The organism is Arthrobacter sp. ISL-28, from assembly GCF_018613875.1.
Classification (GTDB): domain Bacteria; phylum Actinomycetota; class Actinomycetes; order Actinomycetales; family Micrococcaceae; genus Arthrobacter.
Genome location: NZ_JAGGPJ010000001.1, coordinates 145,455 through 170,198, shown reverse-complemented (window position 1 = coordinate 170,198; position 24,744 = coordinate 145,455). Strand labels below are relative to the sequence as shown.

The 24,744-nt window shown below is 66.9% G+C and carries 20 protein-coding genes; 10 read left to right on the top strand and 10 right to left on the bottom strand.

Going from position 1 to position 24,744, the window contains the following annotated elements:
* Window positions 1-1,502 (top strand): transketolase-like TK C-terminal-containing protein (locus tag J7E80_RS00815; RefSeq protein WP_396020711.1); only part of this gene is annotated, 1,502 nt, incomplete at its 5' end.
* A 138-nt stretch (window positions 1,503-1,640) separates the two neighbouring features.
* Here J7E80_RS00815 and J7E80_RS00810 read toward each other — a convergent pair.
* Window positions 1,641-1,838, bottom strand: a complete 198-nt coding sequence (locus tag J7E80_RS00810; RefSeq protein WP_215049572.1) for a YegP family protein — start codon at window positions 1,836-1,838, stop codon at window positions 1,641-1,643.
* Window positions 1,839-1,986: 148 nt separating this feature from the next.
* Here J7E80_RS00810 and nboR point away from each other — a divergent pair, with 148 nt between their 5' ends.
* Window positions 1,987-2,625, top strand: a complete 639-nt coding sequence (nboR, locus tag J7E80_RS00805; RefSeq protein ID WP_215049571.1) for a nicotine blue oxidoreductase — start codon at window positions 1,987-1,989, stop codon at window positions 2,623-2,625.
* On the opposite strand, the gene J7E80_RS00800 is transcribed toward nboR, so the two are convergent.
* From J7E80_RS00800 to J7E80_RS00770, 7 genes are all read right to left on the bottom strand, one after another.
* The gene (locus J7E80_RS00800) at window positions 2,622-3,281 is read right to left on the bottom strand and encodes a uracil-DNA glycosylase (protein WP_215049570.1); all 660 of its coding nucleotides are present in this window, start codon (window positions 3,279-3,281) and stop codon (window positions 2,622-2,624) included. The two genes, nboR and J7E80_RS00800, sit on opposite strands and share 4 nt — an antisense overlap.
* Window positions 3,282-3,370: 89 nt before the next feature.
* The gene (locus tag J7E80_RS00795; RefSeq protein WP_215049569.1) at window positions 3,371-4,351 is read right to left on the bottom strand and encodes an aldo/keto reductase; all 981 of its coding nucleotides are present in this window, start codon (window positions 4,349-4,351) and stop codon (window positions 3,371-3,373) included.
* Window positions 4,352-4,467: 116 nt separating this feature from the next.
* A complete protein-coding gene (locus tag J7E80_RS00790; protein WP_215049568.1) occupies window positions 4,468-7,362 on the bottom strand; it encodes a molybdopterin cofactor-binding domain-containing protein in 2,895 nt (964 codons plus the stop codon).
* 2 nt (window positions 7,363-7,364) lie between these two features.
* On the bottom strand, window positions 7,365-8,312 hold the full coding sequence (locus tag J7E80_RS00785; RefSeq protein WP_215049567.1) for a xanthine dehydrogenase family protein subunit M: 948 nt from the start codon (window positions 8,310-8,312) through the stop codon (window positions 7,365-7,367).
* The gene (locus tag J7E80_RS00780) at window positions 8,303-9,535 is read right to left on the bottom strand and encodes an XdhC family protein (protein WP_215049566.1); all 1,233 of its coding nucleotides are present in this window, start codon (window positions 9,533-9,535) and stop codon (window positions 8,303-8,305) included. The genes J7E80_RS00785 and J7E80_RS00780 overlap by 10 nt, the downstream gene beginning before the upstream one ends.
* A gap of 211 nt (window positions 9,536-9,746) precedes the next feature.
* Window positions 9,747-11,306 carry an NCS2 family permease gene (locus J7E80_RS00775; protein WP_251036263.1) on the bottom strand — a complete coding sequence of 520 codons (1,560 nt, stop codon included), beginning with the start codon at window positions 11,304-11,306 and terminating at the stop codon, window positions 9,747-9,749.
* Between the two features lie 14 nt (window positions 11,307-11,320).
* A complete protein-coding gene (locus J7E80_RS00770; protein WP_215049565.1) occupies window positions 11,321-11,815 on the bottom strand; it encodes a nucleoside deaminase in 495 nt (164 codons plus the stop codon).
* A 375-nt stretch (window positions 11,816-12,190) separates the two neighbouring features.
* Here J7E80_RS00770 and J7E80_RS00765 point away from each other — a divergent pair, with 375 nt between their 5' ends.
* Entirely contained in the window at window positions 12,191-13,564 is a 1,374-nt protein-coding gene (locus J7E80_RS00765; protein WP_215049564.1) for an 8-oxoguanine deaminase, read from the top strand.
* Between the two features lie 170 nt (window positions 13,565-13,734).
* Window positions 13,735-14,979: a non-homologous end-joining DNA ligase gene (ligD, locus tag J7E80_RS00760; RefSeq protein ID WP_215049563.1), complete on the top strand. Its 1,245-nt coding sequence runs from the start codon at window positions 13,735-13,737 to the stop codon at window positions 14,977-14,979.
* A gap of 143 nt (window positions 14,980-15,122) precedes the next feature.
* Here the strand turns inward: ligD and J7E80_RS00755 are convergent, their stop codons facing one another.
* Window positions 15,123-15,311: a hypothetical protein gene (locus tag J7E80_RS00755; RefSeq protein ID WP_215049562.1), complete on the bottom strand. Its 189-nt coding sequence runs from the start codon at window positions 15,309-15,311 to the stop codon at window positions 15,123-15,125.
* A gap of 374 nt (window positions 15,312-15,685) precedes the next feature.
* On the opposite strand from J7E80_RS00755, the gene pucL reads away from it, so the two are divergent.
* Together pucL and J7E80_RS00745 are read left to right on the top strand one after the other, a co-directional pair.
* Window positions 15,686-16,594, top strand: a complete 909-nt coding sequence (pucL, locus tag J7E80_RS00750; protein ID WP_215049561.1) for a factor-independent urate hydroxylase — start codon at window positions 15,686-15,688, stop codon at window positions 16,592-16,594.
* Between the two features lie 168 nt (window positions 16,595-16,762).
* Window positions 16,763-18,244: a nucleobase:cation symporter-2 family protein gene (locus J7E80_RS00745; RefSeq protein ID WP_215049560.1), complete on the top strand. Its 1,482-nt coding sequence runs from the start codon at window positions 16,763-16,765 to the stop codon at window positions 18,242-18,244.
* Between the two features lie 126 nt (window positions 18,245-18,370).
* Here J7E80_RS00745 and J7E80_RS00740 read toward each other — a convergent pair whose 3' ends face one another.
* Window positions 18,371-19,126, bottom strand: a complete 756-nt coding sequence (locus J7E80_RS00740) for an IclR family transcriptional regulator (RefSeq protein WP_215049559.1) — start codon at window positions 19,124-19,126, stop codon at window positions 18,371-18,373.
* 229 nt (window positions 19,127-19,355) lie between these two features.
* On the opposite strand from J7E80_RS00740, the gene J7E80_RS00735 reads away from it, so the two are divergent.
* Genes J7E80_RS00735 through J7E80_RS00720 form a run of 4 tightly spaced genes read left to right on the top strand, consistent with a single transcriptional unit; the run spans window position 19,356 to window position 24,566 of the window.
* Entirely contained in the window at window positions 19,356-20,825 is a 1,470-nt protein-coding gene (locus tag J7E80_RS00735) for an NAD-dependent malic enzyme (RefSeq protein WP_251036262.1), read from the top strand.
* A 25-nt stretch (window positions 20,826-20,850) separates the two neighbouring features.
* Window positions 20,851-22,449: a malate synthase A gene (aceB, locus tag J7E80_RS00730; protein WP_215049558.1), complete on the top strand. Its 1,599-nt coding sequence runs from the start codon at window positions 20,851-20,853 to the stop codon at window positions 22,447-22,449.
* 3 nt (window positions 22,450-22,452) lie between these two features.
* Window positions 22,453-23,757: a DUF6986 family protein gene (locus J7E80_RS00725; RefSeq protein WP_215049557.1), complete on the top strand. Its 1,305-nt coding sequence runs from the start codon at window positions 22,453-22,455 to the stop codon at window positions 23,755-23,757.
* A complete protein-coding gene (locus tag J7E80_RS00720) occupies window positions 23,754-24,566 on the top strand; it encodes a bifunctional allantoicase/(S)-ureidoglycine aminohydrolase (protein WP_215049556.1) in 813 nt (270 codons plus the stop codon). Before J7E80_RS00725 ends, J7E80_RS00720 begins: the two co-directional genes overlap by 4 nt.
* Window positions 24,567-24,744 lie beyond the last annotated feature (178 nt).

Here is a 24,744-nt window from a genome sequence, read left to right as displayed (position 1 = left end):
AGAAACTCACCCTGGACGACCTCAAGGAGTTCAGGGACTATCTGAGGATTCCGATCTCTGATGCCCAATTGGAAGAGAACCCCTACAGCCCGCCCTACTTCCATCCAGGGCCGGACGCTCCCGAGATCGCGTACCTCCTCGAGAGAAGAAGGGCGCTGGGTGGCTTCCTGCCCGAGCGGCGCCCGAACCACGCTCCCGTAGAGCAGCCCGAGTCCAAGACCTTTGAGGTCGCCAAGCGCGGCTCGGGCAAGCAGCAGGCCGCCACCACCATGGCGTTCGTCCGGCTGCTCAAGGACCTGCTCCGCGACAAGAACTTCGGGCACCGGATTGTCCCCATCGTGCCGGACGAATCGCGCACCTTTGGCATGGACGCGTTCTTCCCCACAGCGAAGATCTACAACCCCGGGGGCCAGAACTACCTGTCCGTGGACCGCGACCTCGTGCTGGCCTACAAGGAATCCGCGCAGGGCCAGCTGATCCACCCCGGCATCAACGAAGCCGGCGCCGTGGCAGCCTTCACCGCCGCCGGCACCGCCTACGCCACCCACGGCGTGCCGCTGGTCCCGGTCTACGTGTTCTACTCCATGTTCGGCTTCCAGCGCACCGGCGACGCCTTCTGGGCCGCCGCGGACCAGATGACCCGCGGCTTCATCATCGGCGCCACCGCCGGCCGGACCACCCTCACCGGCGAAGGCCTGCAGCACGCCGACGGCCACTCCCCGCTGCTCGCCTCCACCAACCCCGCCGTAGTCACCTACGACCCCGCCTACGGGTACGAGATGGGCCACATCGTCCGCGACGGCATCGAGCGCATGTACGGCCCCGACTCCACCACGGGAACAGATGCCACGGGAACAGATACCGACCGGAACCTCATGTACTACATCACGGTCTACAACGAGCCCATCACCCAGCCCGCCGAACCCGAGAACCTCGACATCGAAGGTGTACTGAAAGGCATTCACCGTGTATCGACGTCGGGAATTGACGGTCCCAAGAGCCAGATCCTTGCCTCCGGCGTGTCCGTTCCCTGGGCCATCGAGGCCCAGCGGATCCTGGCCGAGGACTGGGGCGTCTCCGCGGACGTCTGGTCCGTGACGTCCTGGAACGAGCTGCGCCGCGACGGGCTCGCCGCGGAGGAAGAAGCCTTCCTGAACCCGGGCGAACCGGCACGCGTTCCGTTTGTCGCCCGGCAGCTCGCGGATGCCCAGGGGCCCGTCGTGGCGGTCTCGGACTACATGAAGGCAGTTCCGGACCAGATCCGCCAGTTCCTGCCGAACGAGTTCGCCTCGCTCGGCGCCGACGGCTTCGGCTTCTCCGACACCCGCGCCGCCGCCCGCCGCTTCTTCAAAAACGACACCCACTCGATCGTGGTGAAGACGCTCCAGCTGCTCGCATCCCGCGGCGAAGTCGACGCCGGAGTTCCGGCGTATGCGATGGACCGGTACAAGCTGCTCGATGTCAATGCAGGCACCACCGGAGGAGCCGGCGGAGACGCCTGACGGTGCTGGTTGAGCCTGTCGAAATTGGTTTTCGGCAGCCTCAACCGGCGGAGTTCCCCCTCCGCCCGCACGACCACGGCGGCCCCCACCTTCTGGTGAGGGCCGCCGTCGTCGTTTCCTGAAAGGGTCTTCCTGGGTCTATGTCGAGGTGAGGGATGTCCGCCGGTCCACGATGAAGCCGGTGGCTGCGTTCTCCCGCACCGCGGTGATGCCAGCAGTCACTGCCTTGATGTTCGGAAAGCTGGGTGAAACCGCTACCACAGTGCCATCGTCCGCCGTAAGCCGGAACCGGAATGTCCCCTGGCCCGCGCTTACAATTTCGAATGTTCCTGCCATTTACGCTCCTCCTGGCTGCGCCCTTGCAGCCGCCTGTGACCCCCAATTGCCAACACGACATTTACGAGGTTAGCCGCCATTCACTGGAGTAACTACCCCTACCAGCCGGTAATCTTTCTCTGCGGCGGGACGGCCTAAGGTGGAGCCCATGGAAGAATTTCCGGTCCCGGCCACCACCGCGGTCCTTCTCGCGGCAGGCGCGGGTACCCGCCTGGGGCGCGGCCCGAAGGCGCTTTTGCCGTTCCGGGGCCGGACCCTCGTTGAGGTGCTGGCCGACATACTGCTCGACGGCGGCTGCCGGGAAGTGGTGGTCGTGCTCGGCGCCGCGGCGGAATGGGCGCGGAAGGCCCCCGGGCTGCAACGGCACACCGTGGTGGAGAACCACGAGTGGCAAACTGGCATGGGCAGCTCGTTCAAACTGGGTCTCAACACCGCACGGCCCCAGGACCACGTGCTTGTGGCCCTCGTGGACCAGCCCGGGCTGACGGCGGAAACGGTTGGCCGGCTGCTGAAGGCACACCGTCCCGGCCGCGTCACGGCTGCCGCCTATCGGCACTACTCCGATTGTGAAGGCCCCCGGGAACTGCGGCGCGGGCATCCGCTGCTGCTGGATGCAACGCTGCGTGCCGAAGCCGCGGCCTCCGCAATCGGCGACGCCGGTGCCCGGCTTTTCCTGCAGGCGCGCCCGGAGCTGATCGACCTGGTGGACTGCACCCTGCCTCCGGGCTCAGGCCAGTCCGGCGGGGAAGACCTCGATACCCCGGACCAGTTGCACTGGCTTGACTAGTGCAGCTGCGGCAGCATGCCCGCTGCGAGAAGTTCCTGCAGCCCCTCTTTGAAGCGCGCCCTTCCGCCATGGGCGGGGTGCCTGATTTTCGGCACGTCGAGGCCGCTGCGGCGGAGGCTCTGGTGCGCGACGTTGCCCACTGCTACGACGGTTTCGATAGGAAAAAGCCCGGTCAGGTCCTGCCAGAAGGGGGTGCCCAACGCCGCCTCAGCGGATGTCGGCGTGCGGTTGGAGAGCGGCTGGCCCGGCACATGCGTATGCCACGGGCAGGCGCTCCACAGCACGGGGAGGACGTCGAGGTCGGCCAGGACCTCCCACATCACCGTCGCCGTCGGCTCCGCAGCGACGCCGGCTGCTTCCGGAGGCAGCGCATACCCTTTCCCTGGCCCGAACAGCCCGAAGGGATTGGCGGGGCCCTGGAACATGGTGCGGTTGGTAAAGGGAACGCCGGTAATCCTCATGCCGCGGAAACCTGGAGCTTCCCCCACCAGCAGCACCTTGGGTGCCCGGTGAAGCATTTCCCTGAAATACACCGCCAGGTTCTGCCGGCGCAGGGCATTCGCGGGAGCTGAGTGGTCAAAGAAGTTATTGCAGCCGGGTGGAGTTTCCACGGCGGCGAGCCGGTCAATAAAGGCATCCAAGGACGACGACGTCATGCAACGCCCACTTTCCCCTTAGTCTTACCCTTCACACAAGACAGGCCCACACAGACAGGTTCACTCACGACAAGCTCATACAGCAGAGGTCACCAGCGGGGGTGGATGGCCCCGCGGAAGTAGTGGTCGTAGATCCAGCGCACGCCCTCGTTGAAGTCCTCATTGATGGAAACGCCGGCGGCGGCAGCGTTGGACCGCGCCTGCTCCACAGTGCGGGCACCCGGGATCACCGAGGTGACGCCCTCCTGCGCTGCGATCCAGGCGATGGCGGCCTGTGCGGTGCCGGCGCCCTCCGGCACCAGGTTTTCAAACTCTGCCACCGCCTTGAGTCCCAGCTCGAAGTCGACGCCGGAGAACGTTTCTCCGACATCGAACGAGTCGCCGCTGCGGTTGAAGTTCCGGTGGTCGTCCTCGGCGAACGAGGTGTCCTTGGTGTACTTGCCGGACAGCAGCCCTGAAGCCAGCGGCACGCGGGCGATGATCCCGACGCCGGCAGCCTTCGCCGCGGGGAGCACCGCGTCGAGCGGCTTGAGCCGGAAAGCGTTCAGGATGATCTGGACGGACGCCGTCCCTTCGTGCCGCATCGCTTCGAGGGCTTCATCCGTCCGCTCCACGCTGACGCCGTAGTTGCGGATGGCGCCTTCGGCGACGAGCGTGTCCAGGGCGTCGTAAACCTCGGCGTTGCTGTAGACCTCGGTCGGCGGGCAGTGCAGTTGCACCAGGTCCAGGGAATCGGTGCGCAGGTTGCGGCGTGAACGGTCCACCCACTCCCGGAAGTTAGCGAGGCTGTAGTTCTCCGGACGCTGCTCCGCCCGGCGGCCCATTTTGGTGGCCACGGTGATGTCCAGTCCAGGGTTGTCCGCCAGGAAGGCACCGATGGCCTGCTCACTGCGGCCGTCACCGTACACGTCGGCGGTATCGAAGAAGTTCACTCCCGCCTCGGCCGAGGCGGCCAGGACGGCCTGCGCCTGCGCCGGGTCCACGGTGCCCCAGTCTGCGCCAAGCTGCCACGTGCCGAGTCCGACGACGGAGACATTCCGTCCGGTTCTGCCTAAAATGCGCTGTTCCATCCTCCGACTATATGACGCCGCCCACCGAACCCCGCGCTCCAACCCGCCCCACGGGTGTGCCGTGACAGCCAACGCAGGATCGTTAGGCACCCGCCGGCCGGACCCAGCGGGCCCCGTTATCCCGCGCTGCTTGAGAGAGTGGGGCTCGGGAGGGGCGGGACGAGCCCTGCTTCCTTCAGACCCAGGTAGATCTTGTCCCGCGCAATAGGAAGTTCGGCAAAGCGGAGACCCGTGGCGTTCCTGATGGCATTGGCCAGGGCCGGGGCCACCGGGTTGAACGGACTTTCGCTCATCGACTTCGCCCCGAGCGGCCCGAGTTGGTCGTTGGTCTCGGCGAAGTACACCTCACTGCGCGGCACGTCCGCGAAGGACGGGATGTGGTACTGCCGCAGAATGTCCGTGGTGACCCGGCCGCCGTCGTCCACCCTGACCTCCTCGTACAACGCTGCGCCCAGCGCCTGCGCGATCCCGCCCTCGATCTGGCCGCGGCACTGGCGCGGATTGACCACCACACCGGCGTCTGCCGCCTGCACGCTCTGCAGAATCCGCAGCTCCCCCGTCCCGGTGTTCACCGCCACCCGGAAGCCGTGGACGTTGAACGCGACGGACCGGGGCGTGCCGCCCCAGCGGCCCTCCGCAACAATTTCGACGCCGGCATCTGCGGCCGCTTGGGCAAGTTCCGTCAGCGGCACGCGCGTCCCCTCACAGACCACGGCATCGCCGTCGAGGACGCAGCCGGACGCCTGGACTTGGCGGATCCCGGCGGCAAAGGCCCTGATCCGGACGGCCAATTCCTCTGCCGCGGCGAGCGTCGCCTTGCCGCCCACCACGGTGCCGGCCGAACCGAAGGCGCCGGTATCATGCTCGATCAGGTCTGTGTCGGACTGCCGCACCGCGACCCGCGCCGCCGTGGTGGACAGCGCGGTGGCCGCGAGCTGGGCGTGCACCGTGGTGGTGCCGTTCCCGAATTCGGCGGTCCCGACGTCGGCCGCGTACGTTCCGTCCGAAAGGAGCCGGAGCTTCGAATGGGCAAAGTGCCCCCGCGGCGGGACGGTGTCGATCATGGACAGCGCCGTGCCCTCGCCGGTGACCCAGTCCGGCCTCAGGTCATCCAGCCCGGCGGCACGGTACCGCTCGCGGCCGCGCTCCAGGGCGTCCTGCACCAGCCGTGTGCACTGGTCCAGCCCGTAGCTGCCGTAGAGGACGTCCTCCTCCGGCTCGGCGTGGGTGGAGAGCATGTCGTCACCCTCACGGACCATGTTGCGGCGGCGGAACTCGAGCGGGTCCATGCCGATGCCGGTGGCCAGCTCGTCAATCCCGGATTCAATGGCGAAGATCATCTGGCTCAGGCCGTATCCCCGGAAGGCGCCGGAGGGAACAGTGTTGGTGTACGCGGCGCGCGCATCAACTTTCTTGTTGGCGCACTTGTACACGCTGAGGGATTCGCCGCAGCCATGGAACATGACACCCGGCGCGTGATTCCCGTACGCCCCGGTGTCGGTGAGCACCTCGAGCTGCAGGGCCGTGAGCCGGCCGTCCCGCGCGGCGCCGGCCTTGAGTTTGATGATGAACGGATGCCGGGTGGTGCTGGCGATGAACTGCTCGGTACGGGTGAACTCCAGCTGCACCGGCCGCTTCAGTTTCAGGGCCGCAAGCGCAGCGATGTCCTCGGTGAGCACCTCCTGCTTGCCGCCGAACCCGCCGCCCACCCGGCCGGCCACCACGTGGACCTGCTCCTCCGGCAGGCCGAACAGCCGGCACAGGGTTCGCCGGACCAGGAACGGGACCTGGCTGGATGTGCGGATGTGCAGCCGGCCGTCCCCATCCACGGAAGCGATGGCTGCGTGAGTCTCCAGTGCCACGTGCTGTACCCGCTGCGTCCGGTACGTCTGCTCGTGGATGAAATCGGCCTCCGCGAAACCATCACGCACGTTGCCGAGTTCGGAGTGCAGTTCGGCCACCACGTTCTGCTCCGGCCGTGCGATCCTCGCCGCGGCGCCGTCCTTGTCGCCGTGGATCGCCGGCGCCCCCGGCAGAACGGCTTCCTGGGGCGTGAACACGGCGGGCAGCTCCTGGTACTGAACGGTCAGCGCTCGGACGCCCGCCTCCGCCGCCGCCACCGATTCGGCCACGACGGCGGCAACCCGCTGCCCGCGGAACCGGACCACGTCGTCCAGGAGCCGCGTGTCGTCGGGATCATCGGTGTAGAGCTCGTGCTGGGCGCTGGAGAACAGCTGGGCGGGCGCGTCCTCATGGGTGAAGACGGCCACGACGCCGGGGACGTCCAGGGCCGCGCTCTTGTCGATCGAGAGCACCCGGGCATGGGCGTGCGGCGAGCGCAGCAGCTTGAGGTGCAGCAGCCCGGGCAGTTCCCCGGCCGGTACGTCCAGGGTGTAGCGTGCCTGGCCGGTGACCACGGCGCGGCTGGCCGGGGCCGGAACGTCATCGCCCAGCTGGCCGGGCTGGGGCTCCGGCTGGCCCTCGCCGGCGATGCCCGACCCCGGGCCTTCCGGGGCCGGATGTCCCGCATGGCCGCACACGGCATCCCCGATGGCCCGGTAGCCCGTGCAGCGGCAGAGATTCCCCTTGAGGTTCCGCGGCAGGTTGTCCTTCTGGGGACCGTCGAAGGTCGCCGCGGTCATGATCATCCCGGCGGTGCAGAACCCGCACTGGAAACCCTGGCGGTCCAGGAACTGCTGCTGCATCGGGTGGAGGGCACCGGCGGCTGTGCTGTTGGCCGCAGTGCTGTTGGACGCACTCCCGTTGGACGCACTCCCGTTGGCTGCAGCCAGCCCTTCGATGGTGGTGACCGTGTGGCCTTCGGCGCGCACCGCGGGGTAGATGCAGCTGTGTACGGGCGTGCCGTCCACGTGGACTGTGCAGGCTCCGCAGTCGCCGCCGTCGCAGCCCTTCTTCACGCCCAGGTTGCCCTGCTCGCGGAGGAAGGTGCGCAGGCACTGCCCCGGGCGGGGCTGGGAATCTGTGGCCACTCCGTTGATTTCGATGGTCATGCTCAGGCGCCTTTCTGCCCGTTGGAGTTCCGCGCAGTGCCATCGGCGCGCTTTTCCGGCGGCCAGAAGTCGCCGGAAACCGCCCGGGGCAGCGAGCCCTCCGGGGCGCTGAGCTCGTCGCGGATCTCCTCGGCCAGCCGGTAGGTCATGTCGCGCCGCCACTCCGGCAGGCCGTGGATGTCGTCATGGTAAAGATGGTCCGGGATGGCCGCGTCCAGGGCCTCCCTGAGTCCGGCCGCCTCGGGTGCGGGGCGGAAGCGCACTTGCACCGGCCGTTTCGTTGCAGCGGTGACGGTGAGGGTCAGCTGACCGCCGCCGTCGAGCCTTCCAATCAGCAGCACCCCCGACCTGCCGAGGTTGCTGAGCGACAACCGGCGGAACGCAACCCGCGCGGACAGCGCCGACGCCGGGAGGTGGACACTGCGCAGCAGTTCGCCGGGCGTGAGGGCGTTCTGTCCGTCTCCGGTGACGAAGTCGGCGACGGGAAGCTCCCGGCTGGATCCGCCGGGGCCGAGGACGGTGGCTGTGCCGTCGAGTCCGGCGCACAGCGAGATCAGCGGGCCGGCGGGCAGGGAGGTGCAGAGGTTGCCGCCCACGGTGGACATGTTCCACACCTTGAAGGACGCCACGAAGGAGTCACAGCAGGGGCGGATGAGGTCGAGGGCCGGCCAGCGCCCGGCAGGGCCGCCGCTCTCAAGTGCCGGCGAATCTGGCAGCGCGTAGAGCTCGGCCACAGTGCAGGTAGCTGCCAGCTCGATTTCGTCCGCGGTCACGGTAATCGCCGGCCAGCCTGCCGAACCGAGGTCCAGCAACCGCCGGAGGGGTTCAGGGCCGAAGGCGTAGCTCCCGTAGGAGAACAGGACCGTCCCGCCTGCGAGCCAGGCGTCGCCTTCGCGCCAGTCGGCCGGGTCCGTGGTACGGAGGACGGCCTCAATAGTGTTCATGTCCATGGGGTCCCCTGGTTTTCTGCGAAGGCGTCTGCGGTGAGGTGGTGAATGGGGCCGGCACCGTCCCGGAGCGGGCGGCAGGAAGATGCTCCGCTCCTGGCGGCGATCAGCTCGGCGGTAATGGACACGGCCACCTCGGCCGGCGTGACCGCTCCAAGGTCGAGGCCGATCGGCGAACGCAGCCGGGCCAGGCCTTGCGGAGCAACACCTGCGGCGAGGAGTTCGTCCACGCGCTGGCGGTGGCTGCGCCGTGAGCCCATGGCCCCGACGAATGCCACGTCCAGCTCCAGCGCCTTTTCGAGCAGCGGGATGTCGAACTTCGGATCGTGCGTAAGAACGCAGATGGCCGTGCGGGCATCGATGCGCCCGGCGGCGGCCTCGCCCGTCAGATACCGGTGGGGCCAGTCCGTCACCACCTCGTCGGCGCTCTCAAAACGGGCCTGGCCGGCAAACGCAGGGCGCGCATCCACCAGCGTTACGCGGTAACCGAGCAGCTTCGCCGCCGGAACCAGTGCGGCACCGAAATCATTGGCACCGACCACCAGCATGCGCGGCGGCGGCAGCCGGCTTTCGACCAGGAGGGTGACGGGCTCCGGCTGCAGCACTTCTATGTGTTCCGAACCCTGGACCCGCGGGAAACAGCCGCCCGCCGGCGCGAGCCGGACCAGGCCGGTGCGTCCGCCGCGCAGCAGGGGTTCCAGCTGCGCAGCGGCCGCGGCCATTGCCTCGCCGGCCGGACCTGCGAGTCCCAGAAGGGCCGCGAGCCCGGCGGACTGCGCCGCCTTGAACGTGGCCGGATCCGGGATGACGACGGCGCCGTTCCCGTTCCGGTCCACCCTGCGGATGAGTGCCACCGCGGTGTCCCCTGCCTGCCGGCGCAGCAGATCGGCCAGGCCGGGCCCGGCGAGCGCGTCGAGGGGTTCGATGTGGACTTCAAGCTCGCCGCCGCAGGTGAGTCCGACGGCGAAGGCGTCCTCGGCACCGTAGCCGAACAGCTCGAGCCGTGTGCCGCCGTCGTGCAGCGCCCCAAGCGCTGCCTCGACGACCGCCCCCTCCACGCATCCGCCTGAGAGGCTGCCCAGGACCTCACCGGACTCGGACACCATCATGGATGTCCCCATGGGCCGGGGCGCCGAGCCCCTGGTACCCACCACGGTGGCAATGGCGCACCGCTGACCGGAGGCCGCGGGCTGCCAGCCGGCGAGGGATGGCATTAGATCCAGCATGGCTGCACTTCCTTTTCCTGTGCGCCGATAGTGTCCATATTCTCGTTCCTATCCTTGGCCGGCGAAAGCACCGGCGGCGGTAGCGTCTGCGTCGATTTGATTGCAGTTGTCAAAGTTGGTGGACCGGGACAGGCCCCTCTGCCTGTCCCGGTCCGGTCTGTTGCGGCCACAGCCGCGGCTGCCGCCAGTGACTGCCGGCATTGACGGTGCGCTACCCGCCGAGCAGGGCGCTGACCGGTCCGCGGGCGAAGTAGACCATGAAGCCGGCCGTCACGACCCACATGAGCGGATGGATCTTCTTCGCCTTGCCCGACGCTGCTCCGATCACGGCCCAGGACACGAAGCCCACGCCGATGCCGTTGGCGATCGAGTAGCTCAGCGGCATGGTGACGATGGTGAGGAAGGCAGGCAGCGCCACGGCGAACTTGGTGAACTTGATCTCTCGGATCTGCGCCATCATCATCGCGCCCACCACCACAAGGGCGGCGGCGGCCACCTCGAGCGGCACCACGCTGGTCAGCGGTGTAAGGAACATGGAGCCCAGGAACAGGGCACCGGTAACCACCGAGGCCAGTCCGGTGCGGGCACCTTCCCCGATGCCCGCCGCGGAGTCGATGTAGACGGTGTTGGAGGACCCGGAAGTCGCGCCGCCCGCCACAGCCCCGACGCCTTCAATGATGAAGGCTGACTTGAGGCGCGGGAACGTGCCGTCCTTGTGGGCCACGCCGGCACTCTTTGCGAGCCCGGTCATGGTGCCCATCGCGTCGAAGAAGTTGGTGAAGACCAGCGTGAAGACGAGCATGGTCGCGGCCAGGGCTCCGATCCGGCCGAAGGCGCCGAACAGGTCGAACTGTCCCACGAGCCCCAGGTCCGGTCCGGAGACCAGGTGCCCGGACAGCACCGGCGTGTTCAGGTGCCAGCCGCCGGGATTGTCCTTGCCGCCGGGGCCGATGTGGAAGACCGCTTCGACCACGGCCGCCAGCACGGTGGTGGCCACGATGCCGATCAGCAGGCCGCCCTGCACCTTGCGGGCCACGAGGATGCCCATGACCAGCAGGCCCACGATGAACACCAGGGTAGGAACAGACGTGATGGAGCCGTTGTCACCCAGCTGGACTGGAGGGCCGCCGGCCGTGGGACGTACGAAGCCAGAGTCCACGAAGCCGATGAATGCGATGAACAGGCCGATTCCCACCGTGATGGCGGCCTTGAGTTCCTTGGGCACGGCCCGGAAGATCGCCGTCCGCGCCCCGGTGACGCCGAAGAGGACGATCAGGATGCCGTTGATGACCACCAGGCCCATGGCCTCGGCCCAGGTCACCTCCTGGATGACGGCCACGGCGAGGAAGGAGTTGATGCCGAGCCCCGCCGCCAGTCCGAAGGGTAGGTTGGCGACGAGTCCGAACAGGATGGTCATCACGCCGGCCGTCAATCCGGTGACCGCGCCTACCTGTGCTGCCGACAGCCAGCCCCCGGCAACGTCGGTGGGGGCGTTGTCCGCGCTGAAGCCGCCGAGGATCAGCGGGTTCAGGATCACGATGTACGCCATGGTGAAGAACGTGACCAACCCGCCGCGGAGTTCACGCGCCAGGGTCGAGCCGCGCTCGGTGATCTGGAAGAAGCGGTCCAGGAAAGCGTTCGACGCCGGTGGCCGGCCGTTCGTGTCCGGTCCGGACTGCTGGGGCTGCCTGGCTTTCCTGGCCTGAGAGGCAGGTTGAGTTTCAGGGGCCATGGTCTCGGGCCCGTCAGGTGTCTGGTTCAGGATTGTCATTGGAACCACAGGCCCTAGTAGTCAATCCTGGAATCGAGCGTGTTCCAGGTGGTGAACGGGTCAAGGATCGCCGGCGCCTGCGCGTCTTCGAGTCCCAGCTTGGAAACCGGCATGAGGGCATCCCGGTCGGCATTGTCGAAGTACTCGTAGAAGACGGCGTCGTCGAAGCCGACAGACGCGGCATCGTGCCGGTCGGCGGCGAACACCACGCGGTCGATGCGGGCCCAGAGCGCCGAGGCAAGGCACATGGGGCACGGCTCGCAGCTGCTGTAGAGGACGGCTCCCCGAAGGTCGAACGTGCCCAGTTCGCTGCACGCCCGGCGGATCGCCGTAACCTCGGCGTGGGCCGTGGGGTCATTGGTCGCCGTGACGCGGTTGACGCCGTCGAACGCCTGGCCCTCTGCGGTCACGATGACCGCGCCGAACGGGCCGCCGCTGTTAAGGACGTTTGCCGTTGCTAGCTCAATGGATCTGGCCAGGAATTGTTCGGCCGTGACGGTGGTACTCATGATGCGCTCCCTTTGAAGTGGAAGCCGGTACCCCCGGGGACGGGATCGAACACCAGTTGCGACGGATACCAGGCTTCAGCATGTGCTTTGAAGGTTTAGTTGCGCCTGGTAGATAGCTTCCCGGAGACCGGGTGCCCGCCTTTGGCAAGTTCGAGATTAGCACCCGGATGTGGCGCGCGCCATAGTTTCTGGAAAGTTAATTTCGTGATGTGAAATTCAGGTTTCGGGAATGTCACATTCCGCGGCGTTGACGGCGGCCCCGGCCGGCTCCTACGCTGGTGCCCACCCGGCGCCACAGGCAACGGGCACCTGGATCAGCAGACAGGACGCACTGAGCTGGAATGCAATGGAACGCTCAGACAAAGGATCCCGCAAATGACCCAGACAGCCCCGCACTCCTCCGAATCCCGACTCTGGATCCGGAACCCGCTCGCTGCTTTCTCCGCCAACAGCCTTGACGCCTCCGGCGGCGTGGTTGTCAGCGCCGGCAGGATCGTGGAGGTACTCGCCGCCGGCCAGCAGCCCTCCGTACCTTGCCGGGAGATCTTCGATGCCGGCAACCACGTACTCCTGCCGGGCCTGATCAACACCCACCACCACTTCTATCAAACGCTCACCCGCGCCTGGGGGCCGACGGCGAACGCGCCGCTGTTCCCGTGGCTGCAGAACCTCTACCCCGTGTGGGCCGGCCTGACGCCGCGGGACCTCGAGCTGGCTGCCACGGTAGCCCTCGCCGAGCTCCTTCTCTCGGGCTGCACGACCGCAGCCGACCACCACTACCTCTTTCCGGCGGGCCTGGAGGATGCCGTCGACATCGAAGTCCAGGGCGTCCGCCGGATGGGCATGCGGGCCGTCCTGACGCGGGGCTCCATGACATTGGGCGAGAAGGACGGCGGGCTGCCACCGCAGGCGACGGTTCAGGCGCCCGAGACCATCCTTGCGGACAGCGAACGGCTGATCGAGCGGTATCACGAGCGAGGTGACGGCGCCATGATCCAGATTGCCCTGGCACCGTGTTCGCCCTTTTCGGTAACCAAGGAGATCATGGCCGAGAGTGCGCTGATGGCGGAGCGACTGGACGTTCGGCTACACACGCACCTCGCCGAGACCATCGACGAGGAAGACTTCTGCCGTGAAACATTTGGCTTGCGCACCGTCGACTACCTCGAGAGCGTGGGCTGGCTTGGTAACCGCACCTGGCTCGGACACGGCATCCACTTCACCAGCGAGGAGATCGCCCGGCTGGGCGCCGCGGGCACCGCCGTCGCGCATTGCCCCACCTCCAACATGCGGCTCGCGTCCGGCACCGCGCGCGTCCTGGAACTTGAGGACGCGGGAGTACCCGTGGGGCTGGGCGTTGACGGATCGGCGTCGAACGATGCGTCCAACATGATCCTCGAAGCGAGGCAGGCGCTGTACCTGCAGCGGCTCCGGTACGGGGCGCAAGTTCCCGTGGAGCGCGCACTCGGCTGGGCCACGCGGGGGTCGGCGGCGGTGCTGGGACGGCCCGACCTCGGCCAGCTGGCCCCCGGCATGCAGGCGGACCTGGCCCTGTTCAGGCTCGACGACCTGCGGTTTTCCGGCAGCCACGATCCCGTGGCCGCACTTCTGCTGTGCGCCGCGGACCGCGCCGACCGCGTGATGGTGGCCGGGCAGTGGCGGGTGGTGGACGGACAGATTCCCGGGCTGGACATCGCCGGGCTGATCGCGGCGCACTCAGCTGCCGCGCGGAGGCTCGTCGCGGGGTAGGCGTTCTTCCCACAGCCAGTCAGCATGCCCCATTTCGACGGTTCCCTGCGCACTCGACGTTCGGCGACGGCGAACCTGCAGGGAACCGTCGAAACGGCGCACCGCTTGCCGCCTTCGGATTCAGCGCAGCCGCTCTGGCTGGGACATGCGATCGTTGCTAGCGTGGCGGCATGAACCCGTCGAAGACCCCGGCCGAGATCCTCACCATTGCGGGCACTGAGGTCCGCATCTCGAGTCCGGACAAGGTGGTGTTCCCAGAGCCCGGGCTGACGAAGCTCGACCTTGTCCGCTACTACCTCGCGGTCGCGGAGGGTGCGCTGCGCGGCGCCGGCGGTAGACCCATGGTGCTCAAGCGCTTCCCGAAGGGAATCGACTCTGAGCCGTTCTTTCAGAAGCGCGTGCCCGAAAACCACCCCGACTTCATCGACACGACGACGCTGCACTACGCGTCGGGGACGTCGGCGGAGGAGGCCGTCATCCGGGATGCCGCAGGGCTGGCATGGGTGGTGAATCTTGGCTGCCTCGACCTCAACCCGCATCCCGTTCGGGCCGAGGACCTCGAGCACCCAGACGAGCTGCGGGTCGACCTCGATCCGATGCCGGGAGTGGACTGGTCCCAGATCGTCGACGTCGCGTATGTCGCGAGTGAAGTGCTCGACGACGTCGGGCTGGTGGGATGGCCGAAAACGAGCGGATCGCGGGGACTCCACATCCTGGTGCGCATCACCCCGCAGTGGACGTACCGCGACGTGCGGCTAGCCGCGGAGACCCTCGCCCGCGAGGTCGAGAACCGCGCTCCGGGCCTCGCCACGGCACGGTGGTGGAAGGAGGAGCGCGGCGAGAGTGTGTTCGTCGACTTCAACCAGAACGCAAAGGACCGCACGGTGGCATCAGCATATTCAGTCCGGCCCCTGCCCGATGCCCGGGTCTCTACGCCGCTCGCATGGGACGAGGTCCGCTCCACCCGGCCAGAACAGTTCACGGTGCGCACGGTGCCCGAGCGGTTCGCCGATCTGGGAGATCCTCACTCCGGGATCGACGACGCGGTCGGCACACTCGACGGACTCCTCGCCTTGGCTGCCGAGCTCGGCCCGGCCGAGAAACCGCCGCGCCGGGGAGACGGTTCGGGCCGCCGGCAGTCGGTGATGCCGCTCATCGAGGTGGCCCGCACAAGGACCAAGCCCGAGTCGCTCGCGGCCCTCGACGAGTGGAAGACCCGGCATTCGGACCTCGTCCCCGTCCTGCACCCAGCCGATGTGCTCGTCGACGGAATGCGCGGATCGAGCTCGCTCTGGTACAGGGTGCGCGTGAACTTGCAGCACGTCCCCGAGGCGGAGCGTCCGCCGCAGGAAGAGCTCATCGCTGATTACGACCCATGGGCCGGCAAGGAGTGGCCGGGGCGCCCGGGGTCCTGACACCGGTGCCACCCATGTGCAGGACACGTAAACGGCGTGGGGACACGGGAATTTCCGCGTCCCCACGCCGTGGCGTGTCATGACGAAAGTTGCGCGTCGCGGTCGCCGCCTAGTCGCGGGCGCCGCCTAGTCGCGGGCGCCGCCTAAGGGCGCCGGCGACCGAACACCGGAAGGCGGTGAATCCAGCGCGAGATGGGCCCCGGTGCATGGATCCGGTCCGCGGGAAGGTAGAAATCCGGATCCGCTCCGCCCCCGCTGGGGAGGTAGAACTCCGGGACTGAGGGGGCGGCTGTCTGGGCCGGTGCAACAGGGAACTGGTCCTTCGGGTACATCTGATCCTCCTTTTCGGAACGTCAACGTGTGCGGGCTTCCGCTGGTCTACTTTTCGTATAGCGGAATTGAATTATTGCTACGTGAAAAGCGTAGGGCATTGACACCAGGGCCGTCAATGGCCTGAGGGCACCCCGGTCACAATCGGGATTTTCAGAAAGTGATGTACACCACCGGCGGTCCTGGGCTACGCTTTTAACTAATTCGTGGCGCAAGTCACGTAACCTGGGAGCAGCAGGCAGGGTCGTAATGAGCTGGCATCAATGGATGCCGGCTCTTTTTTGTTGGGTCGGCTCCACCGGAAATGCGCACGAAATACGCGCTTAATTTCAATGATGGAACCTCGGTTCCAGACACCGGAAGTTGGGAACAGACCATGAACAACAAGATCGTCCTCGGCCACAACCAGTACGGCAAAGCCGAAGTCCGCGTCGTCAAGATCACCAGGGACACTGCCCGCCACGAGATCGAGGACCTGAACGTCACCTCGCAGCTGCGCGGAGACTTTGCCGCTGCCCACCTCGAAGGCGACAACAGCCACGTGGTGGCCACGGACACCCAGAAGAACACCATCTACGCCTTTGCCCGTGAAGGAGTCGGCTCGCCGGAGGCTTTCCTGCTGCGCCTCGCTGAACACTTCACGTCCAGCTTCGAGTGGGTCACTGGCGGCCGCTGGGAAGCCGAGTCCTACAGCTGGGACCGCATCCAGGCCCACGGCAGCGCGCATGACCACTCCTTCGTGCGCAATGGCCAGGAGGTCCGCACCGCGGTCCTGGTCCGCGACGGTGCCGCCACCCACCTCATCTCTGGCCTCAAGGACCTGACCGTCCTCAAGTCCACGCAGTCCGGTTTCGTGGGCTATCCCAAAGACAAATACACCACGCTGCCGGAGACCACTGACCGGATCCTCGCCACCGACGTTTCCGCCCGCTGGCGGTTCAAGGCAGGAACCGACTTCAACTCCCTCGACTTCAACAAGAATTACGAGGACGTCAAGGCACTCCTGCTCGAAGGCTTCACCGAGAAGTACTCGCACGCCCTGCAGCAGACGCTCTTCGACATGGGCGCCAAGGTCCTTGAGGCGCACGGCGAGATCGAGGAGATCAAGTTCTCCATGCCCAACAAGCACCACTTCCTCGTGGACCTCTCGCCGTTCGGCCTCGACAACCCCAACGAGGTCTTCTACGCCGCCGACCGGCCCTACGGCCTGATCGAGGCCACTGTCCAGCGCGACGACGCCGCCTCAGCCGAAATCGCTTGGGCAGGCATCGCCGGCTTCTGCTAAGCCATAACCACCCACAGCGGTTGAGCCTGCCGATATCTCAGAGGTCTCGACAGGCTCAATCACCGGTGATTGAGCCTGTCGAAATCACACCCAAAACGTTTGCCACACCTGTTAGCCAGACATTGTTAGCCAGACGAAGGCGTCTGCCATGAACCAAGAAAGTCTGCAATGAACATCAAGAAAAAATCCCGCCCTGCGGGAGTCCGCCCCGAAGACCAGAGGCTGCCCATCGGCAGTACCTTCGCTTACGGGTTCCAGCACGTCCTCACGATGTACGGCGGCATTATCGCCCCGCCGCTGATTATTGGCGCCGCCGCGGGCATGTCTTCGCAGGACATCGGCCTGCTGATAGCGGCCTGCCTCTTCGTCGGCGGCCTTGCCACGATTCTTCAGACTGTCGGCATCCGCTTCTTCGGATCCCAGCTGCCGCTGGTCCAGGGAGTGTCCTTTGCAGGCGTCTCCACCATGGTGGCGATTGTCCACGGCGGCGGTGGCATCCAGGCCGTCTTCGGCTCGGTAATCGTCGCCTCGCTGATTGGCCTACTCATCACCCCTCTGTTTTCCAAGATCATCCGCTTCTTTCCGCCCGTTGTGACGGGAACGGTCATCACGACCATCGGACTCACGCTGATGCCTGTGGCGGCCAACTGGGCGATGGGCGGCAACAGCAAGGCGCCGAACTACGGCAGCGTGGCCAACATCGGCCTGGCTGCGGCCACCATGGCGATCGTCCTGCTGCTGAGCAAGGTGGGCAACGCCGCCATCTCCCGGCTTTCTATCCTGCTGGCAATGGTCCTGGGCACGGTCATCGCCTTCATCTTTGGCATGGCTGACTTCTCCAAGGTGGGCCAGGGCGACGTCGTCGCGTTCCCCACCCCGTTTGCCTTCGGGCCGCCCACGTTCGAAATCGCTGCGATCATCTCCATGCTGATCGTCATCCTCGTGACCCTGACCGAGACCTCGGCGGACATCATCGCGGTCGGTGAGATCGTGGGCACCAAGGTGGACTCCAAGCGGATCGGCGACGGCCTGCGCGCCGACATGCTCTCCAGCGCCATCTCCCCGCTGTTCAACTCCTTTACGCAGAGCGCCTTTGCCCAGAACGTGGGACTCGTTGCAATCACGGGCGTCAAGAGCCGCTTCGTGGTCAGCGCCGGAGGCCTGATGCTGGTGATCCTCGGCCTGCTGCCGGTTCTTGGCCGCGTGGTCGCAGCGGTGCCGACTCCCGTCCTGGGCGGGGCCGGCGTCGTCCTCTTTGGAACTGTTGCCGCCAGCGGCATCCGCACGCTGTCCAAGGTGGAATACCGGAACAACATGAACCTGATCATCGTGGCGGCGTCCATCGGCTTCGGCATGATCCCGATTGCTGCCCCGGCGTTCTACGACGAGTTCCCGTCCTGGTTCGGCACCATCTTCCACTCGGGCATCAGCTCGGCCGCGGTCATGGCCATCCTGCTGAACCTGCTCTTCAACCACCTTAAGGCAGGCAACTCGGAGAACCAGTCCGTCTTTGTTGCCGGCACCGAGCGGGTGGTCCGGGAGGAGGACCTGCAGTGCCTGGCCGACGGCGACCGCTTCGAAGGCGGGAAGCTGATCGACTGCGACGGCAAGGAAGTCCCGGTCCGGGCGTCAACAACCTCCGAGCACTGACCCCCCGCCCGGCGCGAACAAGCAGGTAATTGCCCTCAAATCCGAGATTTGGGGGCATTACCTGCTTGTTCGCGCTGGAGTGAAGCGCCGTCGTGGAAGCGCTGGAGTGAAGAACGACGCCGGCCGCTAGTTTTGGTTGAACTCGTCCGAGATCGCCTGGGCTGCTTCGCGCAACAGCGGCACGGCGCGGTCGGCGAAGGACTGGTCCACGCGCGAGACCGGCCCGGAGACGGAAATGGCCGTGGGCGTAGGGGCATTCGGCACGGCCATTGCGAAGCAGCGGACGCCGAGCTCCTGCTCCTCCTCGTCGATGGAGTAGCCGCGCTCACGGATCCGGTTGAGGTCGGCGAGCAGGGAATCGATGTCGCCGATGCTCTTGGGTGTGGGGGTCGGCATGCCGGTCCGGTTCACGATCCCGCGGACCACCTCGTCGTCCAGCTGAGCCAGGATCGCCTTGCCCACGCCGGTGTCGTGGGTGTGCGCGCGGCGGCCCACTTCGGTGAACATGCGCATGGAGTGAAGGGACGGGACCTGGGCCACATAGATCACCATGTCCGAATCGAGCACGGCCATGTTGGACGTTTCCCCGAGCCGGTCCACGAGGGACTTCAGCTGTGGCCGCGCCAGGGCGCCAAGCTGCTTGTTGGCGCCCTCGCCCAGCCGGATCAGGCGTGGCCCCAGAGCGTAACGGCGGTTCGGCAGCTGGCGGATGTAGCCGAGCGTGACCAGGGTGCGGAGGAGGCGATGGATCGTGGGCAGGGGCAAGTCGGTGGAGGACGAGAGCTCGCTGAGCGTGACGTCTCCCCCGGCATCCGTGATGAGTTCCAAAAGTTCGAAGACGCGCTCAACGGACTGCACGCCTCCCGCGGCTTTTTCGGCCATTCCGTCGTCTCCTGCAGGGGGTAGATTCCGACAACTCTTATCCGCATTGTGAAAAAAACTGCTTAGAAAGCCTAAGTTACAGCACTGCGGGGGTCCGCGTCGATGCGCCCACGCCACATCCCCGCAGGGGCTTGTGTGTTTCCATGTAGTAGATAATAATATCCATAATACGAAAACAATCAGCGGCGCAAGCCATGCCCAGCGATGGGCGCAACCAGGAGGACATTCAATGGCGAACCCGAGCCCCGGAAATTCGATCACCCTGCGCGTGGAAGCGCCGTCCAGCTTCACGGCCACCAGCGAACTCGCCGCCGCAGTCGGCGCCGCGGGTGCAGCCATCACGGCGCTGGACGTCACCGAGTCCCACCACGAGACGCTGGTTGTGGACGTCACCTGCAACACCACGGACGACGACCACGCCAACCGCGTGAAGGATGCCCTGAACGCGCTCGACGGCTTCACGGTCCGGAATGTCTCGGACCGCACCTTCCTGATGCATCTGGGCGGCAAGCTCGAGGTCGTCCCCAAAGTAGCCTTGCGCAACCGCGACGATCTCTCCCGCGCCTACACCCCCGGCGTCGCGCGCGTCTGCCTCGCCATCGCCGAAAACCCCGACGCCGCCCGGAACCTCACGGTCAAGCGGAACACCATCGCCGTGGTCACCGACGGGTCCGCCGTCCTGGGGCTGGGCAACATTGGCCCGGCCGCCGCGCTTCCGGTCATGGAAGGCAAGGCCGCACTGTTCAAGCAGTTCGCCAATGTGGACGCCTGGCCGGTCTGCCTGGACACTCAGGACACCGAAGAAATTATCAAGATCGTCAAGGCCATCGCCCCGGTGTACGGCGGCGTGAACCTCGAGGATATCGCTGCCCCCCGCTGCTTCGAGATCGAGAACCGCCTGCGCGAGGAACTCGACATCCCGGTCTTCCACGATGACCAGCACGGCACCGCCATCGTCACCCTGGCGGCCCTGGTCAATGCCCTGCGCGTGGTGGGCAAGAAGCTGGAAGAGGTCCGGATCGTCGTCTCGGGCGTCGGCGCCGCGGGCTCGGCCATCATCCAGCTGCTCAAGGCCCAGGGCGCCCGGCACATCGTGGCCGCCGGCCGCTCCGGCGCCATCCACTCGGGCGAGCAGTACAACGATGAGCACCGCAGCTGGATTGCCGCCAACACCAACGAAGAAGCCTTCTCCGGAACCCTGCACGAAGCACTCCAGGGCGCAGACGTGTTCATTGGCGTGAGCGCCCCGCACGTGATCGGCGAGGAGCAGGTTGCTTCGATGGCCGAGGACGCGATTGTCTTCGCCATGGCCAACCCCACGCCGGAGATCGATCCCGTCATCGCGTCCAGGCATGCCGCCGTCGTGGCCACGGGACGCAGTGACTTCCCGAACCAGATCAACAATGTCCTGGCGTTCCCCGGCTTCTTCCGCGGGCTCCTGGATGCCGGGGCATCGGACATCACGCCCGAGATGCTGGTGGCCGCCGCCGAGGCGATCGCCAACCGCGTGGCTGACGATGAGCTCAATGCCAGCTACATTATCCCCAGCGTCTTCGACCCCCATGTGGCCGCAGACGTTGCGGCAGCTGTCGCCGCCGCGGCCCACGCTGCCGGTGGCCGCATGCCGGCGCCGGCGAGGGACACAATGGAAGCAGCAGCACCCGCTGCCGGCACCACAGCAGCCTTAGCCACCGCCTGATTCGCAGCCCTGGAAAGGACCAACAATGGCTATCACAGTCACAGACCCCCGGCCGATCGAGCGTGCGGAGGAGATTCTCACCCCCAAGGCGCTGGCTTTCGTGGAGGAACTCCACAAGCGCTTTGCCGGCACCCGCGCCGACCTCCTCAAGGCCCGGGCCGCCAAGCGCGAGCACGTGGCCAGGACCGGCAGCCTCGACTTCCTGCCGGACACCCAGGACGTGCGCGACGGCGACTGGAAGGTTGCGCCGGCACCGGCGGCCCTGCAGGACCGCCGGGTTGAAATGACGGGCCCAGCGTCCCCCGCCAAGATGGCCATCAACGCCCTGAACTCGGGTGCCAAGGTGTGGCTTGCGGACCTCGAGGACGCCAGCACCCCCACGTGGGCCAACGTCATCGACGCCATCCTGAACCTCCGCGATGCCGCCACGGGGACACTGAGCTACACGTCGCCGGAGGGCAAGGAATACCGGCTCCGCACCGACGCCCCGCTGGCCGTGGTGGTGGCCCGCCCCCGCGGCTGGCACATGGAGGAACGGCACCTGCTGATCGACGGCGAACCCGCCGTGGGTGCCCTCGTGGACTTCGGCCTGCACTTCTTCCACATCGCCAAGCAGCTGGTGCTCAACGGCCACGGTCCGTACTACTACCTGCCCAAGATGGAGAGCCACCTCGAGGCACGCCTGTGGAACGACGTCTTCGTGTTCGCCCAGGACTTCCTGGGCATCGGCCAGGGCACCATCCGCGCCACCGTGCTGATCGAGACCATTCCGGCAGCCTTCGAGATGGACGAGATCCTTTACGAGCTCCGCGACCACGCCTCCGGACTGAATGCCGGCCGGTGGGACTACCTGTTCAGCATCATCAAGTACTTCCGCGATGCCGGCGCCAGCTTTGTGCTGCCGGATCGCGCCACGGTGGCCATGACGGCACCCTTCATGCGCGCCTACACGGAACTGCTGGTCAAGACCTGCCACCACCGCGGCGCCTTCGCGATGGGCGGGATGGCCGCGGTCATCCCGAACCGGCGGGAACCCGAAGTCACGGCCCAGGCCTTCGAGAAGGTCCGCGCCGACAAGACCCGCGAGGCCAACGATGGCTTCGACGGCTCCTGGGTGGCCCACCCGGATCTCGTCCCGGTCTGCCGGGAAGTGTTCGATTCCGTCCTCGGCGACAAGCCGAACCAGCTGGACAAGCAGCGGCCGGAAGTCTCCGTGACCGCCCGGCAGCTGCTGGACATCGCCTCCGCCGACGGGCAGGTCACGGAGGCCGGCCTGCGCCTGAACCTGTACGTCGCCGTGGCCTACACGGCCGTGTGGATCTCGGGCAACGGTGCTGTGGCCATCCACAACCTCATGGAGGATGCCGCCACCGCGGAAATCTCCCGCTCGCAGGTGTGGCAGCAGATCCGCAACGAGGTGGTCCTCGCGGACACCGGCAACACCGTGACGCGTGAACTGGTGACCAGGATCCTGGCCGAGGAGACCGAGAAACTGCGCGGCGAGGTGGGTGAGGAAGCATTCCAGCGCTACTACCAGCCGGCCAGTGCCCTGATCGCTGACATCTGCCTTTCCGAGGACTACACCGATTTCCTCACCACCCCGGCCTACGAACTGGTGGGCTGAGTCATGGCGGTACCCGAACCATCACTCAGCGCGGCCGATCTCTCCCGGATCGACTCGCAGCTCGCGGCTACCGACCATTTGCTGGAACGGAACTACCCGGGCGACGACGGCTCCCGCCAGCCCGTCCACACGGTCTACGTCCCCGCGGACCGGTTCACGCCGTCGTTCGCGGCGGACTGGGGAGCCCAGGCGCTCGCGCTGGCTGAGGCCCATGGCGGACTCGTCCGCCTTGGGCATCTCCTGGGCCAGGAGCGTGCCCTGGCAGCCGCCGTCGCAGCCCGCGTTGAAGCCAAACTCACCACCGAGCCCATAGAGGATCTCCGGCTGGACTTTGAGGACGGCTACGGGGACAGGGGCGACGACGCCGAGGACGCCGCCGCTGTCGCTGCGGCTTCCGCCGTGGCCGCCGCGGTTTCGGCAGGCACGGCTCCGCCGTTCATCGGGATCCGCTTCAAGTGCTTCGAAGCGCCCACCCGCGCCCGCGGCCTGCGCACCCTGGACCTGTTTGTTTCCGGTTTGGCGGCCGCCGGCGAGCTGCCGGACGGACTGATCCTGACGCTGCCCAAGGTCACCACCGTTGCCCAGGTGCAGGCGATGGATTACGCCGTCTCACGGCTGGAGGAAGTGCATTCGCTCCCCGCCGGACGGCTCCGCTTTGAGGTGCAGGTGGAAACACCGCAGCTCATCCTCGGCCCGGAGGGCACCTCCCCGGTGGCACAGCTCCCGCACGCAGTTCCCGGCAGGATCAGCGCACTCCACTACGGCACGTATGACTACTCGGCGTCGCTGCAGATCTCGGCCGAGTACCAGTCCATGGAGCACCCCGTCGCGGACTTCGCCAAGGAGGTCATGCAGCTGGCCGTGGCAGGCACGGGCATCCGCCTCTCGGACGGTTCCACCAACATCATCCCCGTGGGTGACAATGTGGAAAACGCCTGGCAGCTCCACGGCCGCCTCGTCCGGCGTTCGCTCGAACGCGGCTACTACCAGGGCTGGGACCTGCATCCGGCCCAGCTGCCCAGCAGGTTCGCTGCAACGTACGCGTTCTACCGGCAGGGCCTCCCGGCCGCCGCGGCCCGTCTCCGCAACTACGTCGAGCAGACGGAGGGCGGCGTGATGGACGAACCGGCCACAGCCCGCGCCCTGGCCGCCTTCGTGCTGCGGGGCGTCCAGTGCGGAGCCGTAGGTGCCGAAGAAGTACTGGCGCTTGCCGGCGTCGGGCTCCCCCGACTCAGGGGCCTGGCCCACCCGCGGCTGGCCGCAAACACGTCCCATCTTTCTGCAACCCCGCAAGGAGCGAACTCATGAGCAACTACTTCTCCCCCGAAGGCGGCCTGCCGCCGCAGACCCAGCTCCTCACGGACCGGGCCGTGGTCAAGGAGGCCTACACGGTCATTCCCAAGGGCGTGCTGCGCGACATCGTCACCAGCAACCTGCCCGGCTGGGAGAAGACCCGGTCCTGGATCATCGCCCGTCCCATCGCAGGCTTCGCCACCACATTCAGTCAGCTCATCGTCGAAGTGGCCCCCGGCGGCGGCAGCGAGAAGCCCGAGGTGGAGGCCGGCGTCGAGGGCGTCATCTTCCTCACCACCGGCTCGCTCACGCTGACGCTCGACGGCGAGATCCACCACCTTGAAGCCGGCGGCTACGCCTACCTCGCGGCCGGTTCGGACTGGAAGGTACGCAACGACGGCACCGACGCAGCGTCCTTCCACTGGGTCCGCAAGGCCTACGAGCCGCTCGAGGGTTACACCGCCAAGTCCTTCGTCACCCGTGACCAGGACGTTGAGCCGCGCCCCATGCCGGGGACCAACGGCGCCTGGGCCACCACGCGCTTCGTGGATCCGGACGACCTCGCGCACGACATGCACGTGAACATCGTGACGTTCCAGCCGGGGGCCTCCATCCCGTTCGCCGAAACCCACGTGATGGAGCACGGCCTGTTCGTCCTCGAGGGCAAGGCCGTTTACCGGCTCAACGACGATTGGGTGGAGGTGGAGGCCGGGGACTTCATGTGGCTCCGCGCCTTCTGCCCGCAGGCCTGCTACGCCGGCGGGCCGGGCAACTTCCGCTACCTCCTTTACAAGGACGTCAACCGGCAGATCCGGCTGACGTAGTTCGCCTTTTCGACGCCGACGACGGGGTCGCCGGAGGCCCGCGGGTTGGCCGCAGGCTTCCGGCGATCCCGCATTTCCGGCGCCGTCCGCGCGTTTCCGGGGCCGCCGCTGCTGTTGACCGGCCGGGAGCGTGCGAGGAACATGTGTGGTGCCGGCGGCGACCACCCTGGTGCACCTG